Raw genomic sequence first — 15,810 nt, 5'->3', positions numbered from 1 at the left:
TTCTTAAAACCAACTCTAACTTATATTCCTTATTTTTAAAGGTATATAATGTCAAACTAAAACTAACCAAAAAATGACAAACCCCTCACAAAATCAATCTTCATCATGCTGGAACTGCGATGGAGACATTACCCAAGTTACACAACGTTTAAAAGAAATGTTTGTAGAAATGGGGCAAAAAACCCGTATTGAAAACGGACAACAACCTGCCGAGAGAGCTGTATTTAGAAAACAACATGGTATCGCTTACGGTCGTTTTGTAGTAAACAAAGACATCGAAGAACAATTCAAAATCGGAATTTTTGCTGGTGATACTTACGAATGTGCTGTTCGCTTTTCAAGTGATACTGGACCAACTTCTCCCGATTTACATTCCACCTTAGGAGTCGGCTTGAAACTCTTTGGTGTGGAAGGTCCTAAATTGTTAGGAGACGGTACCAATACCGATTTTATCTTTCAAAACATCGACCGTTTTTTTGCACGTGATGCACAACAGATGTGTAGCTTTACCACTGCTGGTGTTATTGACCGCGATTATGATTCATACATAGCAAAGCACCCTGAATTAGCCAGTATTCTAAAAGCAATGACCAAAGAAGAAGCTAGTGTACTAAGTGCTAGCTATTGGGCAATTCTTCCTTTTAAATTAGGTGATTCACAAATTGTAAAATATCGTTTAGTTCCTGAAGACACTTATAAAGGAACTCCTTTTAACGATAACAATTACTTAGGTATCGATTTACAACAACGTTTGTTAACCAAAGAAGCGACCTTCCGTTTCGAAATACAATTACGTACTAACGATGCTACCATGCCATTAGATGATGCTCAGGTAGTTTGGAGTACAGAAGAAAGTCCGTATATCTGCATTGCTAAATTACACTTGCCTCAACAAGATGTAGCTAGTATTGGACAAGCCGAGTTTGGAAGCAACTTAGCGTTTAATATTTGGAGAACCTTACCGCAACACGAACCATTGGGGTCGATTGCACAAGCTAGAAAAGTGGTGTATGCGGCAAGTGCCGAAGCACGTCATCAAGCCAACGGACAGCAATTACAAGAACCTAAAGAAATCAATCCACAGTTTGAAGGTAACACCGATGAAAATAGTGACTGTATCGTAAAAGCAGGTATCTACCCTCCTATTGGCGTGATGCGTGTAGGAAATAGTGAAAACGAATACTTTATTGGTCCACTGGTTGACAATCCTGAACCACAAACCGATCCCTATGCATACAGAGATAAAACAGGAGCCTTAAAAAGACAAGCAGCACAATTTAGAATCTACGGATTCAATGCTGCTGGAAAAGCGGTAAAGGAATTAACGGCTGAAAATGCAAAAATTACATGGCATAGCCATTTAGCCAATCAAAAATCGTCTTGGTATCAGTTCAACATTGCCTTAGATATTCCTGAAGCTGCTGATATGCCTCCTTCTATGTTACGTAATATTGATGTAAAAGACCGTAACTCTTTATTAATTGATGGTGGCGCAAAATCTATTACCGGAGCCAATGTTACCAAAGGTCCTTTCTTTGAAGGGGAATTTCTTTCGAAAAAAGTGTACTTAGGTGAAATGCGTACGGATGAAAAAGGACGTCTAATCATGTTAGGTGGACACGGAAAATCGGAAAACATCAACGGCGATATTGCCATTACTTTTGCCAATAACGAAGGTTGGCACGATGATATTTCGGACGGACCTGTTACTGCGGAAGTAGAATACGAAGGAACAAAATTAAAAGTAGATCCAGCCTGGGTTATTTGTGCACCACCAGATTATGCACCAATGCAAAAATCGGTACGTACGATGTGGGATTTAATGCGTGATGTAGCTGTAAAATCTAAAATGTTGGTACGTCCTGTAAGACCATCGTTTACCAAAGATATATTACCAATTTTCCAACGTATGACTGATTTACAATGGGTAAATGCTGGTTTTGCTGGAGCTTTTGGTTTTGGCGGTCAGTTCAACTACACCACTAATGAGTGGATAAAACGATTAGGGAATCCGTCACCTGCCTATATGGAAATGCGTAGAACGATTTCTAACAACTTCCGTCGTTTTGACATATCAGGAGCAGAAGCACCTCAACTATGGCCTTGGTTGTATGGTGATGCAATTAGTATTCCTTCCACAGGCTCTGTACGTCAACATGCTACGTTATCTGATTTACAATTAGAATTTTTAGATCAATGGGTACAAGGTGATTTTGATGCTGATTATGTAGACATGACTGGATGTCCGCACGTACCTAAACCACCAACGATAGACGAACTTCCTGTTTCAGAACAACCAGATATGTTAACTAAAGCAGCTATGGAGTTTTGTTTAGCTGATGCTTTTCACCCTGGTTGTGAAATGACGTGGCCTATGCGTTCATCTGGAATGTACATGGCTCCTTTTAGAATTAAACATGCACCTAAAACACCGCCTGTTAATACTACGTATTATGGTCCAATGATGAATAACGATATATTACCATTGGCAAAAGGACCTATTTTAGGCGGACAAGTAGCTGGGGGAATTACTCGTTGGATGGCGATTCCTTGGCAAACAGATACCGCTAGTTGTAGAGATGGATACACTAGTGAATACGATCCATATTTACCTACGTTTTGGCCTGCTAGAGTACCAAATAACGTTTTAAATGAAGAACGTTATAAAGAAACAATGGATTCGAATTTATCTGAAGAAACCCGTATTCAAGCCTTTAATTTCCGTTCCGATTGGTTAGACAACCTTCCCTTAGATGGTGAAGCACCAACTTATACAAATCAAATTAATAGCATGATTAAGTATTTTGATAAATTAGCCGTGGTTCAAAAGCGTCCAGGAGTTCAGCATGATCCTAATTTCCCTGAAGAAATGCAGGTGGGGATTACTCCTACTCCAGAACAAGAGGCAACATTATTAAAAGCTACCATACAAGAATTACAAAGTGTTTTAACTGCTAAACATGCGTTAAAGAAAGGACTTCAAAATACAATAGATACAGCCGTAGAAAAACTATCACACGATAATTTATTAAACGAGCAATTTGTTTTGGAAGATGCTCAGCGTAGTTTATTAAGCTTAACGGAAGATGAACTAGAAAAAGACTTTAAAGCAACACCAAATGTTATTAAAACCATACATTTAATTGCTTCTAAGTTACATCATATGAAACAGTCTGATTCGCATCAAGAAGCAGCTCCTAAAAGAGTTGAAGTTGGTATTCCTGAGAAGATGACACGTTTTTCAAGATATATTCCTAAATAATATACGAATTGAAAGAATATAATAGTACTACTGACATACTAATTATAGGTGGTGGCATTGCAGGTTGCATTGCCGCCATTTCTTTAGTTAATTATTATAATGTTACATTGCTAGATAAACTAGTTGAACCTGTTGATAGAATTGGAGAATCACTAGCACCTGCTGCACAACGAATTTTAAAAGAGTTAGATTTATTAGAAAATGAATCGGAAGCCATAAAACAAACCATATTTCGTAATAATTTAGGAATGCAATCCTATTGGGGAAATAGTCAACTTCAAATTGTTGACCATATGAGGAACCCCGATGGATTCTCTAGAAGTTTAGACAGAAAGAACTTTGAAGTATATCTAAGAAAGATTGCTGCTAAAAGAGGAGTTAATTGTATTTGGGGAACACGCCTTTCTAATAGCTCTTATGAAAATAATTACTGGAAAGTAACCACAAAGTCTGATGACTTAAAAAACAGAACCACACATACTATTCAGGCAAAATTCGTAATTGACGCCACTGGTAGGCAATCTCATTTCACCAAAAGCTTAGGTATTCAACGTACACAGTACGATAAATTGATTTCTTGTTGGATGAGCTTACCTAATACCCAAGAAAATACCATGAGCACCATTGCTACTGATGATTTAGGTTGGTGGTATAGTGCTGTAGTTCCCGATAATAAAAGGGTCATCGCTTTTCAAACGGATCCTGATTTAGTGGATAGAAACACTTTTAAGCATGTAAATACATTTTTATCCTTTGCCAAAGAACACAAACTCATTCAGCCTTTAATTGAAGGTAACGAAACTACTGTTAACTTTCATGGTACGGTAAGTGCTAACTCTACTCGTTTAGAACAAGTAACAGGTAAACAATGGGTTGCTTTGGGTGATGCAGCTATGAGTTTTGATCCGCTTTCTTCTCAAGGAATGTTCAACGCTATGGCAAATGCAATGCAGCTTCAAAAACTACTTATTAAGTATGATTTTATTAAGGACTTGGACTCCACCAAGGAGGGAAAATTCAATATATTGTATGAAAATCAACTACAACAAGTTTGGAATCATTATCTAAAACATAAAAACTTTTTCTACAGTACTGAGACTAGATGGAAAGAAGCTACTTTTTGGAAAAGACGCAGTAACTATTAACTGTTGATTTCTTAATTTTAGAACCCAAAAAAAGACCGCTTCACTTTTAGAGTAAAGGTTTTTCTGCTAAGTTTTGATCCCTTATGTTATCATTTCTGTAAAAGTTAACTAATTCGTTGACATTTTTGGTTAAAAATATTAGAAGCCACACCATTTAAACTTTGGTGTGGTCTTTATTGATTATAGTAATAAATATATTATAATATTTTTTCTTTTAAATATTCTTTTGATTCAAAATAAGTTCCATGAATTAAATCTTCCTCAATGGTTCTCCATAATCGTTCAATTTTCCATTGATTTGTGGTCTATAAAGCCTTATATATCGATGTTTTATTCCTAATTCACTCAGTATTCTTTCAAATGGATGAAATGACGATTTATCTTAAAAAACTCCTTCAGCAATTTTTTGAATATTGGTTGATCTTCCCATTGAATAATAATGTAAAATAGGTACTCCTTTTTGTTGTAGTTCCTTACTTTGAGCAATGCACCACTCTACTCCTACTTGTCGTACTTCTGCATTACTCTTACAATTCACAACCTCTTTTACCAAAGTATCTGGTAAATCAACTTTAAAACGGTGCGGAATTAAATTCAATTGCTTTTTGGTTGAGATTGGTTTTAATCCCGGAATAATAGGAACCATAATTCCCTCTTCTCTACATTTTTTTACAAACTCAAAATACTTTTGATTATCAAAAAACATTTGTGTTATCACATAATTTGCTCCGTTTTTAATTTTCTTCTTTAAAAAGTGAATATCAGAATCTAAACTTGGTGCTTCCATGTGCTTTTCAGGATACCCAGCTACCCCGATACAGAAATCGGTTTTTGATGAGTTTTGCAAATCATCATCCAAGTATCTTCCTTTATTTAAGTTCTCTATTTGTGTAACTAACTCACTTGCGTATGCATGTCCGTCTTTTTCAGGTTTAAAATAAGTTTCGCTTTTTACTGCATCACCACGTAATGCAACTACGTTATCAATTCCTAAAAAATTGAGATCAATTAAGAAGTTTTCAGTGTCTTCTTTGGTAAATCCTCCACATAAAATATGCGGAATAGCATCTACTTGGTATTTATTTTGAATCGCCGCACAAATACCTACTGTACCTGGACGTTTTTTTACTACTTGCTTTTTTAAGAGTCCGTCTCCTAACTCTTTATACACGTATTCCTCACGGTGATAGGTTACGTCTATAAATGGCGGATTGAACTCCATTAACGGATTAATATTTTTGAATATTGACTCTATTGTATCTCCCTTTAATGGCGGAAGTATTTCAAACGAAAACAACGATGCTCCGTTAGCTTTTTCTAAATGTTCTATTACCTTCATAAGTGTATCTTATAAAGACGTATTTAACTATACCAATGAAGCTGCAATTAACGATATTGCTGCCATTACCAGTAGCTGTATTGCAAATCGAATCTCCAAATTATACTTTTTCATTTGTCTAATTTTATTGATTTTTTCATATGGCAATATTACTACTGTTTTGTAGTTTTTAGTTTACCTAACTTAAAACTTATTGTTAATTAAATACGCTCTTTTGTTTGTTTATTTTAAAGTTATTATTAGTTATCTGATATGTTTGGATGTAACCATTTTCTGGCTTTTTCTAAGGGTATATTTTTTCGTTCTGCAAAATCCCTTACCTGATCGTCTGTTATTTTACCTAAACCGAAGTACTTAGCTTCTTCATTGGCAAAATAATATCCTGAAACTGCTGCTGCTGGCCACATGGCTAAACTTTCTGTTAAACTAACCCCTATATTTTCTTCTACCTGTAAAAGCTGCCAAATCGTTTCTTTTTCTAAATGATCTGGGCATGCAGGATACCCAGGTGCAGGACGAATTCCTTTGTACGCTTCTTTTATCAATTCATCATTCGTTAAGTTTTCTTCGGATGCATAGCCCCAGTGTTTCGTTCTTACTCTATGATGCAAATATTCTGCAAAAGCTTCTGCAAAACGATCAGCAATGGCTTGTGCCATAATTGCATTGTAATCGTCGTGATTTTCTTTGTATTGTAATGCCAATTCATCAGCGCCAAAAATGGCGGTACAGAAAGCTCCTATATAATCCGTTTTATCTGTTTCTTTGGGCGCAATAAAATCTGCTAAAGCAAAACTTGGTTTTCCTTCACGTTTTTTTAATTGCTGACGCAAGGTTCTAAATACTGCGACTTCCTTTCCTTTCTTTTGAACTGAAATATCGTCGTCGTTAATAGAGTTTGCCTCAAACAAACCAAAAATAGCTTTGGGCTTTAATGCTTGTTTTTCTATGATTTGTTGCAACATCTTTTGAGCATCTGCAAACAAATTGGTTGCCTCTACTCCTACTACTTCATCTTCTAAAATATCAGGAAACTTTCCATGTAAATCCCATGAGCGGAAAAACGGACTCCAATCAAAATATGGTACCAAATCTTTTAAACTTACTTGCTCTAGCTTTTGTACTCCTAATTCTTTTGGTTTAGTAATGTTAGTAGTCTCCCAATCTATTCTGAATTTTCGCTCTCTAGCTTCCTCAATTGGTATGTAGTGCTTCTGTTTTCCTCGTTTTAAGAATTTATCTCGAAACTCTTCGTAATCTTTCTTCAACTTGGCAACATACTCGTTTGAGGTTTCTTTATTCAATAAATCTCCTACTACTGTTACTGCTCTTGACGCATCATTTACGTGTACCACTGCATTTTTATACTGCGTATCAATTTTTACAGCAGTATGCGCTTTCGAGGTTGTTGCTCCACCAATCAATAAGGGAATTTCCAAATTTTGACGTTCCATTTCTTTGGCTAAATACACCATTTCATCCAACGAAGGTGTTATCAATCCGCTTAAACCAATAGCATCTACGTTCTCCTTTTTAGCAGTTTCTATGATTTTTTCTGGTGGAACCATCACCCCTAAATCGACAATCTCGTAATTGTTACAACCTAATACTACGGATACAATGTTCTTACCAATATCATGCACATCTCCTTTTACCGTTGCCATCAATATCTTTCCGATAGCTTGTTGTTCCTCGCTTTTCTCTGCTTCAATAAAAGGATTCAAATAGGCTACCGCTTTCTTCATTACTCGGGCAGATTTTACTACTTGCGGTAAAAACATTTTTCCTGCACCAAACAAGTCTCCTACTACATTCATCCCTGTCATTAAATGTCCTTCAATTACATGTAGTGGTTTTGCTACACTCAAACGAGCTTCTTCAGCATCTTCTTCTATAAAAGCATCTATTCCTTTTACTAAAGAATGTGTAATACGGTCTTGTAGTGGTAAACTTCTCCATTCTAAAACTTGCTCACTGCTTTCTTTTTTAGTTCCTTTTACCGTTTCAGCAAATTCTAATAAACGTTCTGTAGCATCGTCTCTTCTATCTAAAACAACATCTTCAATATGTTCTAATAAATCCTTCGGAATATCATCGTAGACTTCTAACATCGTCGGATTCACAATTCCCATATTCATTCCTGCTTTGATAGCATAGTATAGGAATACCGAGTGCATAGCTTCACGTACGACATTATTTCCTCTAAAAGAAAATGATACGTTACTTACTCCACCACTCACACTTACATGCGGTAAATTTTCACGTACCCATCGGGTAGCTTCAATAAAATCCAACGCATTTTTTCGATGTTCTTCCATTCCAGTTGCCACTGGAAAAATATTTAAATCGAAAATGATATCTTCTGGCGGAAAACCGACAATCTCGGTTAATATATTATACGAACGCTCTGCAATTTCAATTCTTCGTTCGTAGGTGTCTGCTTGTCCTACTTCATCAAAAGCCATGATAATTACCGCAGCTCCGTATCGTTTTATCTGAGTTGCTTCCCAAATAAATTTTTCTTCACCTTCTTTTAAAGAAATAGAGTTTACAACCGATTTACCTTGTACTACCTGTAATCCAGCTTCGATGATTTCCCATTTAGAACTATCAATCATAATAGGAACTCTGGCAATATCAGGTTCAGAAGCTATTAAATTTAAAAAGCGTACCATTGCTTCTTTTCCTTCAATCAAACCATCATCCATATTAATGTCGATGATTTGTGCTCCTCCATCCACTTGATGACGCGCAATCGCTAAGGCTTCGTCGAACTTTTCTTCTTTAATCAATCGAAGAAATTTACGCGACCCTGCTACATTTGTACGTTCACCTACATTGATAAAATTACTTTCGGGTGTTATAATTAACGGTTCTAACCCCGATAATTTCATGTATCTTCTTTCCTCACTCATCTACTAACTATTTTGTCCTGCTGCAACAAATTCAGCTTTTCGTGGTTTGTATTTCGCTGCTATTGCTGCGATAGCTGAAATATGTTTTGGCGTGGTACCACAGCATCCTCCTATAATGTTGATTAAGTTTTTCTTTAAATATTCTTCTATTTGCTCCGCTGTTTCTTCTGGAGTTTCGTCATACTCTCCAAAGGCATTCGGTAATCCGGCATTTGGATGTGCAGAAATGGCAAACTCTGTTTTAGAAGCAATCGCTTCTAAGTGTGGTTGTAATAAATTAGCCCCTAAAGCACAATTAAAACCTACGGATAACAACGGAATATGAGAGATGGAAATTAAAAACGCCTCGGCTGTTTGTCCCGACAAGGTTCTACCTGAAGCATCGGTAATGGTTCCAGAAACCATGATAGGTACTTCTATATTACGCTCAGCTTTTACCTCTTCAATGGCAAATAAAGCTGCTTTGGCATTTAGGGTATCAAATACGGTTTCTACCAACAAAATATCTGAACCACCATCAATTAAGGCTTCTACTTGTTGCTTGTAGGCAATACGTAACTCTTCGAAAGTAACTGCTCTGTATCCCGGATCGTTTACATCAGGTGACATACTTGCGGTACGGTTGGTAGGCCCGATAGAACCTGCTACAAAACGAGGTTTATGTGGTTCTTTCGCTGTAAATTCATCGGCCACCTCTTTGGCTATTCTAGCAGACTCGTAATTTAACTCGTATACCAACTCTTCCATTTGGTAGTCTGCCATGGCAATGGTAGTTCCTGAAAAGGTGTTGGTTTCTACAATGTCTGCTCCTGCCGCAAAGTATTTTCTATGTACTTCTTTTACGGCTTCGGGTTGCGTAATGGACAACAAATCATTGTTTCCTTGCAACGGTGTTGGGTAGTCTTTAAAACGTTCTCCACGAAAATCTTCTTCAGTAAATTTATATTCCTGAAGCATGGTTCCCATAGCGCCATCGAGCACAAGGATTCGTTTTTGTATTTCTTGATAAATGTTTGACATTCCTGATATTTAGTGTACTGTTATCAGGAAAAGAGGAAGTAAAATTCTTTTCGTTATCTCTCTGTCGAAGCAGTAGAATGTAGCACCTTCTTTGTTTGCACAAAGGGTTGCTAAGGTTTCAAAGGGTCTATTCCCTCCACCTTTCTTGATAACATCAATACGTTAATGAACGGGACAAAGTTATAGTATTATTTTTAGTTACTAAAAAAAATGAATACTTTTATTAAGTAGATATTTAAATATTTTTTCTAGCTTATAGATATCTCTATCTTTTTTAACATTTTAAGTTGAAATTTATAGCCTTATGGACCACAAATAATAATGGCTAATTTTCCATATTATCTCATTGTTTTTGATTGATTAGATATAAACTGTCTAATTACAATATTTTCTAAACAAGCTATTCGAGTAAGTATAACTCCTCCATCCATTTCCAAATAACAAATCCTTGTTTTTCACTATCATTATCTGAATGGGAGCTTTAATTACTTTTTATTCAGGCTATTTACATGCATTACAACACATTAATCAATATACTTTTGTAAAAGATGTTTGCTATATAGCCATAGAGGTAATTATTAAAAGTATTTTAATTCAAAAAAACTCCTACTCTAACAGAGTGCTAACATAAATAAATATTAATATCTTATTATTCTAGTTAATATTTATCATCGTTTCATATAAACGTTGAAAAACTAAAAAGCTCAAATTGTAAAAACAATTTGAGCTTTTTCACTAATCTCTATAGTTGTCTTAAAACAGTTCTTCTACTTCAATAATTAAATCATTAATGAAGTTTTCTGCTTTCTTAATATCATTATGTAGTACTCTGTCATCATTTACTAAAGGTACATCTTCTCTAAACATTCCTACAAAAGAAGATAAAAACTCAGAAGTATTCTCTTCTCTAAAAGAAAGTCCTTGAGAAGCATTCATTAACTCTATTGCTAGTACAGAACATACATTATCTACTACTTTTTTTGCTTTCACAGCTGCATTGGCTCCCATGCTTACATGATCTTCTTGTCCATTACTAGACACAATAGAATCTACACTAGAAGGAGTACAAAATTGTTTATTTGCACTCACAATACTTGCAGCTGTATATTGTGGAATCATAAACCCACTATTTAAACCTGGGTTCGATACCAAAAAGTCAGGTAGCCCTCTTAAACCAGAAACTAATTGATAGGTTCTTCTTTCAGAAATATTTCCTAATTCTGCAACAGCAATTGCTAAATAATCTAAAGCTAGGGCTAGTGGCTGGCCATGGAAGTTTCCTCCTGAAACAATAATATCTTCATCAACAAATATGTTTGGGTTATCTGTTACTGAATTTATTTCTGTTATGAATGTTTTCTTTACAAACTCTAACGTGTCTTTTGTTGCACCATGAACTTGTGGCATACATCTAAAAGAATAAGGATCTTGTACGTGCTCTTTTGGTTGCTTGATTAATTCACTTCCTTCTAATACTTCTTTAATACGTTTAGCTGTAGCTAACTGTCCGTTATGTGGGCGCACTAAATGAATCAACTCATTAAAAGGCTCAATTCTTCCATCAAAAGCTTCTAAAGAAATTGCACCAATAACATCTGCTAAATAAGAAAGTTTATAAGCCTTTAATAAATTATATACACCATATGCACTCATAAATTGAGTTCCATTTAACAATGCTAATCCTTCTTTAGACTGTAAATTAATTTTCTTCCAACCAAATTTTTCTTTTAAAACATCTCCTGAAACTCGTTCTCCTTCAACATACACTTCTCCCAATCCTATCAATGGTAAAGAAAGATGTGCTAATGGTGCTAAATCACCAGATGCTCCTAACGAACCTTGTGTATATACAACAGGTAAAATGTCTTTATTATAAAACTCAATCAAACGCTCAACAGTGGCCAACTGTACACCAGAATGACCATAACTTAATGATTGTATTTTAAGCAACAACATTAACTTTACAATTTTTTGAGGAACTTCATCTCCAGTTCCACAAGCATGACTCATTACTAAGTTTTCTTGAAGTTGTTGTAAATTATCTCCATTAATTTTGACGTTACATAACGAACCAAATCCTGTGTTAATTCCATAAATAGGATCGTTATGAGTTTTCATTTTCTCATCAAGGTAAGCACGACATTTTAATATCTTTTCTTTTGATTCTTCTGATAAAGAAAGTTTTTTATCTAGTAATACAATACTATGAATATCTTCTAAACCAAGTGGTTGGGAATTTATTATATGTGTAGTATTCATTTTAATATTTTTATGGTGTACAAATAACCAAAAAAAAGAGAAAACTTCAAGCTGATTTTTTATAAAAAATAGAACTAAGTTTAAATAAAATGTTAATTTCTTTGATAAAAAAGTTAAAAAAACTAACTTCGGCGGCTTAAACACCGTTATTCTCACTAAACATTAAAGAATGAAAAAACTAGTACTTTTAGCCCTCATAGGAGTTACCATAATTTCATGTAAAAAGGAAGAAAAACCTGTTAAAGACTACTTGGTTTTAACTGGTAAAATTGATAACCTTAAAAAAAGAACTGTTACCTTGAATGGTTTTCAATTTGAAAAGAAAATAAAATTTGACAGAAAGACTGGTTCTTTTGTTGATACTCTTAAAATTGATAGAGAAGGCTATTATACCTTGGTTTACAATACAAAGCCTATTAAAGCTATCAACTTATATTTAACAAAGACAGATGATACAGGTATTGTATTTGATTACGACAACCCAGATTTTATTAATTTTGAAGGTGCTAACAAAAAAATAAATAGCTATCTTCATGAAAAACAAAAAACTTGGCCTGAAATACTTGTTAGTGCTAATCAATATTTTGCCTTAGAAGAAGGTGAGTTTTTAGCAAAAACTAATGAATATAAAGATGCTGTAACTGAAGCATCTATTTCTAAACAATTGCCTGCTGATTTCTTAAAAAAGGAAGTCAAAAATATTGACTATGAATGTTTAAGAAACCTTTATAATTATCAAGATTATCACAGAACATTAACAGGAAATAAAGACTTTACCGTTTCTGAAAATTTTCCTGATCCATTAGAGAATTTCAACTATAATGGTAACGATTATACAATTTCATACTTCTATAGAGTGATGTTAGAGACCGAGTTAAAAAATTTAGCTCGAGAAAATAATAAAGAAGGTGATGATTATTATTTAACTTATCTAGAAACTGTACAAACTGAGGTTACTGACTCAATCGCTAAAAACGATTTGTTATATAATAGTGCTCAAAATAGTATTACATATGCTAGTGATTTAAAAGAATTCTACAGAAAATTTATGGCGTATTCTACAAATGAAACACATAAAAAAGAGATTACTAAAGACTACAATCTTTTAAAAACAACAGCAAAAGGCCAACCTGCTCCTAAGTTTAAAGACTATGTAAATTATGATGGTGGCACAACTTCTTTAGATGATTTATTAGGCCACGGAAAGTACTTATACATTGATGTTTGGGCTACTTGGTGTGCTTATTGTAAAAGAGAAATTCCTTTATTAAAGCGATTAGAGCAAGAGTACCATGGTAAAAATATTGAGTTTGTAAGCATTAATGTTGATGCTAAAGGTAATGATGAAAAATGGAAAGAAACCATTCAAGATAGGGAGATGACTGGTATACAGCTAATGGCTGGAGATAGTCACTTAAATTTAGAATGGGCTCAAAACTTCTTAATTAAAGGTTTACCGAGATTTATCTTAATCGACCCTGACGGAAATATTGTAAGTCCAAACGCTCCTGCACCATCAGAAGGAGAACGTTTAATCAATATGTTTGAAGAATTAGGTATCTAATTTACCAATAAAATAAAAAAGACCGCTAATAAAAATTAGCGGTCTTTTTTATTTACTTATATTTCTAAAACCTATTATCTCCATCTAAAATATCTCCTAAACCTCCTAAAACACTTCCTTCTCCTCTATCACCTTTTCCAGTTTGTGAAGCCATAGCCAACACTCTACCTGCTAACCTACTAAATGGTAATGATTGGATATATACAGTTCCAGGGCCTCTCAACTTTGCAAAAAACAATCCTTCTCCACCAAAAATGGTATTCTTTATACCTCCTACAAATTCAACATCATAATCAACGTCTTGAGTAAAACCAACAATACAGCCTGTATCTACTTTTAAAACTTCACCAGGTTGCAATACCTTTTTTGCCATTGTACCACCTGCATGCACAAAACCTATACCATCGCCTTCCATTTTTTGCATAATAAATCCTTCTCCTCCAAACAACCCTCTTCCTAAGCGTTTTGAAAACTCAATTCCGATAGATACCCCTTTAGCTGCACATAAAAAAGCATCTTTTTGACAAATAAACTTCCCTCCAAATTCTGTTAAATCAATTGGAATTATTTTTCCTGGATAAGGAGAAGCAAAAGAAACTTGTTTTTTTCCTTGACCATCATTGGTAAAAACCGTCATAAACAGGCTTTCACCTGTTAAGATTCGTTTTCCAGCAGAAAAAATTTTCCCTAACAATCCTTTTTCTTGATTTGAACCGTCTCCAAAAATTGTGTTCATTTTCACATCGGCATCCATCATCATAAAACTACCACTTTCGGCAACTACTCCTTCTTGCGGATCTAATTCTATTTCTACATACTGCATTTCTTCTCCAAAAATGCGATAATCTATTTCGTGTGCATTCATAATTTTTTGTTTTTATATTTATAAGAAGAGTTTTTTACTGTTTTGTTACAAAAGATTCATTTTCGCTTAATACTTTTAACACTTTTAAAGCCTTAAAAGTCACTTCTTTTCTTTCTCTACTAAAAAACTTCATATCAAAATTCTTTTTTGGAACTACATTTGTAGCAAAGAAATAAGCATTTTTTTTAACTAAAACATAGCCTACAAACCAACCATTATTTTCTTCACCTCTTACTGACCAACCTGTTTTACCTCTCAGTACATACTGATTGCTTTTATACATTATCATCATATTTTTCATGATACTATCGGTACGCTCACTAATAAGTAACTCTGAATTATGTAATCGTTTTAAAAAGTCTATTTGCTGAAATTGATTAATCTTAGATTTACCTTCTAACCAAAAATTATCTAAAGTCATTTCATTTACATCCATTGAACCAAAATTTAACTTTGCTAAACTGGATTTCATTCTTTCAACTCCAATTTTTCTAGCTACCTCTTGGTAACATGGAACACAAGAGTAGTGAAAAGCTTCTTTAAACGTTAAATCTTGCTCCCAAATCTTTAGATACCTAGATTCTCCATTCCATTTAAAGATTGCGCTATCATTTTTTACGACTCCAGCTTCTAAAGCAATGATAGAATTCGGAATTTTAAATGTTGACGCTGGTAAATTTCCAACTTTACACCAATCAAAATTATTAGAATAATGCACATCTTTATACAAATCATAAACTAGTATAGCTCCTTCTAATTCTGCCTTATCAAGTATTTCTTGAAACTGATTATTAACTAAAAACTTTGTTTCAACTTTCTCTTTTTTACTCTTTTCTTCACTCTTACAAGAAAATAGCAGTACTATAATTATAAAAATATAATTAAACCTCACCACAAAACTAATTTTTAACCTTTAAACTCCATTCATATTCAAATTTTGAAACAGAAACACCTTCTTCATTAAAACCTTCTGAAGTAACAGTTATTGTTTGCCCTTCACCTGTATCTATTGCTTTTTGTATAGTTTCTCTTATTAATCTACCATCGTTACATTCAAAACGAATTTTCCCTGTAGCCTTTTTAGTAAAAGTTCCATTCATATTAGTAACCAGCATAGAAATTTTTTTATTCGAAGCATCTATTTCTTTCATTACCAAAATACCTGTAGATAATTCTGATGCCATTCCTTGTACTGCCCAAAACATTGATTTAAATGGATTTTGATTTACCCATTTGTGGGTAACTTTAACCTCTGCTCTGTCGTTAGTAAGCGACTTTAATCGCACTCCAGTAAAAAAAGCTGAGGGTAACTTAAATAATAAAAAGGCATTAACTTTTCTTGGTGTAAACTTCATTTTTTCAGTATTTACAGGCAATGTACAGCTTTTTATTTAATTATATCGCTTCATTTAAATGTTAAATTTTGTTAATTTTTAGTACT

At 34.2% G+C, this 15,810-nt stretch carries 10 protein-coding genes and 1 riboswitch; of the genes, 3 read left to right on the top strand and 7 right to left on the bottom strand.

Going from position 1 to position 15,810, the window contains the following annotated elements:
• Window positions 1-73 precede the first annotated feature (73 nt).
• Together ABHQ57_RS08225 and ABHQ57_RS08220 are read left to right on the top strand one after the other, a co-directional pair.
• Entirely contained in the window at window positions 74-3,262 is a 3,189-nt protein-coding gene (locus ABHQ57_RS08225; RefSeq protein ID WP_389863241.1) for a LodA/GoxA family CTQ-dependent oxidase, read from the top strand.
• Window positions 3,263-3,270: 8 nt separating this feature from the next.
• On the top strand, window positions 3,271-4,407 hold the full coding sequence (locus ABHQ57_RS08220; protein WP_389863238.1) for an NAD(P)/FAD-dependent oxidoreductase: 1,137 nt from the start codon (window positions 3,271-3,273) through the stop codon (window positions 4,405-4,407).
• A gap of 382 nt (window positions 4,408-4,789) precedes the next feature.
• Here the strand turns inward: ABHQ57_RS08220 and metF are convergent, their stop codons facing one another.
• From metF to hutH, 4 genes are all read right to left on the bottom strand, one after another.
• A complete protein-coding gene (gene metF, locus ABHQ57_RS08215) occupies window positions 4,790-5,746 on the bottom strand; it encodes a methylenetetrahydrofolate reductase [NAD(P)H] (RefSeq protein ID WP_167713971.1) in 957 nt (318 codons plus the stop codon).
• Window positions 5,747-5,985: 239 nt separating this feature from the next.
• On the bottom strand, window positions 5,986-8,661 hold the full coding sequence (metH, locus tag ABHQ57_RS08210) for a methionine synthase (RefSeq protein ID WP_167713972.1): 2,676 nt from the start codon (window positions 8,659-8,661) through the stop codon (window positions 5,986-5,988).
• Window positions 8,662-8,664: 3 nt separating this feature from the next.
• Entirely contained in the window at window positions 8,665-9,681 is a 1,017-nt protein-coding gene (locus ABHQ57_RS08205) for a homocysteine S-methyltransferase family protein (RefSeq protein WP_047789458.1), read from the bottom strand.
• A gap of 50 nt (window positions 9,682-9,731) precedes the next feature.
• Window positions 9,732-9,836, bottom strand: a riboswitch (SAM riboswitch).
• 598 nt (window positions 9,837-10,434) lie between these two features.
• Window positions 10,435-11,940: a histidine ammonia-lyase gene (gene hutH, locus ABHQ57_RS08200; RefSeq protein ID WP_167713973.1), complete on the bottom strand. Its 1,506-nt coding sequence runs from the start codon at window positions 11,938-11,940 to the stop codon at window positions 10,435-10,437.
• Window positions 11,941-12,109: 169 nt separating this feature from the next.
• Here hutH and ABHQ57_RS08195 point away from each other — a divergent pair, with 169 nt between their 5' ends.
• Window positions 12,110-13,504: a TlpA disulfide reductase family protein gene (locus tag ABHQ57_RS08195; RefSeq protein ID WP_167713974.1), complete on the top strand. Its 1,395-nt coding sequence runs from the start codon at window positions 12,110-12,112 to the stop codon at window positions 13,502-13,504.
• Window positions 13,505-13,568: 64 nt separating this feature from the next.
• Here the strand turns inward: ABHQ57_RS08195 and ABHQ57_RS08190 are convergent, their stop codons facing one another.
• Genes ABHQ57_RS08190 through ABHQ57_RS08180 form a run of 3 tightly spaced genes read right to left on the bottom strand, consistent with a single transcriptional unit; the run spans window position 13,569 to window position 15,724 of the window.
• Window positions 13,569-14,369 carry a TIGR00266 family protein gene (locus tag ABHQ57_RS08190; RefSeq protein WP_167713975.1) on the bottom strand — a complete coding sequence of 267 codons (801 nt, stop codon included), beginning with the start codon at window positions 14,367-14,369 and terminating at the stop codon, window positions 13,569-13,571.
• A 34-nt stretch (window positions 14,370-14,403) separates the two neighbouring features.
• Window positions 14,404-15,261 carry a class D beta-lactamase gene (gene blaOXA, locus ABHQ57_RS08185; RefSeq protein ID WP_167713976.1) on the bottom strand — a complete coding sequence of 286 codons (858 nt, stop codon included), beginning with the start codon at window positions 15,259-15,261 and terminating at the stop codon, window positions 14,404-14,406.
• A 7-nt stretch (window positions 15,262-15,268) separates the two neighbouring features.
• Entirely contained in the window at window positions 15,269-15,724 is a 456-nt protein-coding gene (locus ABHQ57_RS08180; protein ID WP_167714299.1) for a DUF4442 domain-containing protein, read from the bottom strand.
• Between the last annotated feature and the right edge of the window lie 86 nt (window positions 15,725-15,810).

This window comes from Tenacibaculum sp. ZH5_bin.1 (genome assembly GCF_042865525.1).
In the GTDB taxonomy this organism is placed as follows: domain Bacteria; phylum Bacteroidota; class Bacteroidia; order Flavobacteriales; family Flavobacteriaceae; genus Polaribacter; species Polaribacter mesophilus.
Note: the sequence above shows the minus strand (reverse complement) of the source record. Positions and strands in the feature narration are given on the sequence as shown.